At 57.6% G+C, this 1,911-nt stretch carries 1 protein-coding gene and 1 other annotated feature; the gene reads right to left on the minus strand.

All coding sequences use genetic code 11. The features are described from left to right. Positions 1-178 precede the first annotated feature (178 nt). Positions 179-1,398, minus strand: a protein-coding gene (locus SAHL_RS01710; RefSeq protein ID WP_123589695.1) for an IS3 family transposase whose coding sequence is annotated in 2 segments (ribosomal slippage) — positions 179-1,113 and positions 1,113-1,398 — 1,221 coding nt in all. Because the reading frame shifts where the segments join, the coding sequence is not laid out codon by codon here. Next, positions 1,004-1,120, minus strand: a sequence feature (AL1L pseudoknot). (Overlaps the previous gene by 117 nt.) Positions 1,399-1,911 lie beyond the last annotated feature (513 nt).

Below are 1,911 nucleotides of genomic sequence, written 5' to 3' on the forward strand. Positions count from 1 at the left end.
AGAAGCGGACATGCGCGAAAGCGTTTGATAGAGCTATTTCGCACGGTCATGTAGCGACGTTTCGTGGAAACGTCGTGAATTGAGCGCTAATATCGAATATGCAACGATTTTCTTGGTGAGTTTATGCCGCTATTGGACGTGAATCACCCCGGGATTACCGGAGGCTCGTGGGTTTGAGTCACGCCACTTTGGCGGACTCGGAAAGTGTGGCATAGAAGTCTTCTTCAGCCTCGGCCGGCGGGATATCGCCGATCGGCCCGAACAGGCGCTGCTGATTGAACCAGTCGATCCAGTCCAGTGTTGCGAACTCGACCGCTTCGAGATGACGCCACGGGCCCATCCGGCGGATGACTTCCGTCTTGAACAGCCCGATTACGGTCTCGGCCAGGGCGTTGTCATACGAGCTACCAACGCGCCCGACCGAGGGCTTGATGCCGACCTCAGTCAGCCGCTCGCTGTAGCGAATCGACAGATATTGGACACCGCGGTCGGTATGTTGAATCAGGCCCTTGGCGGGTTGCCGATCATGGATGGCTTGCTCGAGCGCATCGAGTACGAGACTCGTGTTGGGCGCGCTCGATGCACGCCAGCCGACGATGCGTCGGGCGTACGCGTCGATGACAAAGGCGACGTAGACAAAGCCGCGCCACGTCGCAACGTACGTGAAATCCGCCACCCAGAGCTGGTTGGGCGCATCCGCCGTGAAGTCCCGACGGACGTGATCCTCGGGGACGGCCTGGCGCGGGTCAGCGCGCGTCGTGCGAGGCGCACACCCGCGGGTGACGCCCTGTAGGCCCATATCCTGCATCAGACGCTCGACCGTGCAGCGGGCGACCTGCCATTGGTCTCGCTGTAGCTGGCGCCAGACCTTGCGCGCCCCGTAAACGCACTTGTTGGCCTCCCAGGTCTGCTGAATCGCCTCACGCATTCGGGCGTCGCGCTGTTGGCGAGCGGATCGGCGCTCCGGATTCGCTTGTCTCAATTTGGCGTCGTGGTACGTCGACGATGCGATCGGCAACACCGTGCAGATCGGCCCGACACCGTAGACGTTGCGGTGATCATCGATGAAATCGATCATCACTTGCCTCGGCGGTCGAGCTCCGCCTGGGCAAAATATGCGGATGCCTTGCGCAGGATCTCGTTGGCACGCTTGAGCTCGCGATTCTCGCGCTCGAGCGCCTTGACGCGCTCGCGCTCTTCGGTGGTCTGGCCATCGCGCAGACCGCGATCACGTTCGGCCTGGCGAACCCAATGGCGCAGCGTCTCAGGTGTGCAGCCGAACTTGCCGGCGATCGAGCCGATTGCGGCCCACTGCGAGGCGTACTCGCCCTGATGATCGAAGACCATCCGGATCGCGCGATGACGGACTTCCGGGGAATAACGTTTGCTCTGTTTCATGGCTCCAGTTTCTCAAGAGTTGGAGCCTCCGACGAACCCGGGGCGATTCAACGACTTGTTACCAGCACTAATTATCGCGCAGTTCTCTCTAGGATTTGCGACTGCATGTTTATATTCGTACCTGCTAATGCGCCATACTGACTGGAAGAAGACATCAGATCAAGGAGGCTTTCTTACCTATTTAATGTTTGGCACTTGGTCGAGAACGTTTCTCAGAAAATATGTAACACCCGGAAAGTTACCGCTTATATTAAACGTCAGATCACTTCTTATATTAGTAACCGTCAGTCTTTTCGGCTTGCTGCTTGCCAACCAGCTATATCTTATCTGGCGGGATCTTTTAGCATCTAAGTAGGGTAGCTGTCTGTAACCGTCGCTCGCAGACAAACTTCGATCCACATACTCGCGGATCCACACTCAACCCGCGTTTAGATGTCGCCTTTGGGTCGCTACCTGATCACGAGCGATCGGTCGGATATTGATGGTTCCGTTCAGCAAAAGGAATCGTCATGG

This window comes from Salinisphaera orenii subsp. halophila YIM 95161 (assembly GCF_003732545.1).
GTDB classification, from domain to species: Bacteria; Pseudomonadota; Gammaproteobacteria; order Nevskiales; family Salinisphaeraceae; genus Salinisphaera; species Salinisphaera orenii_A.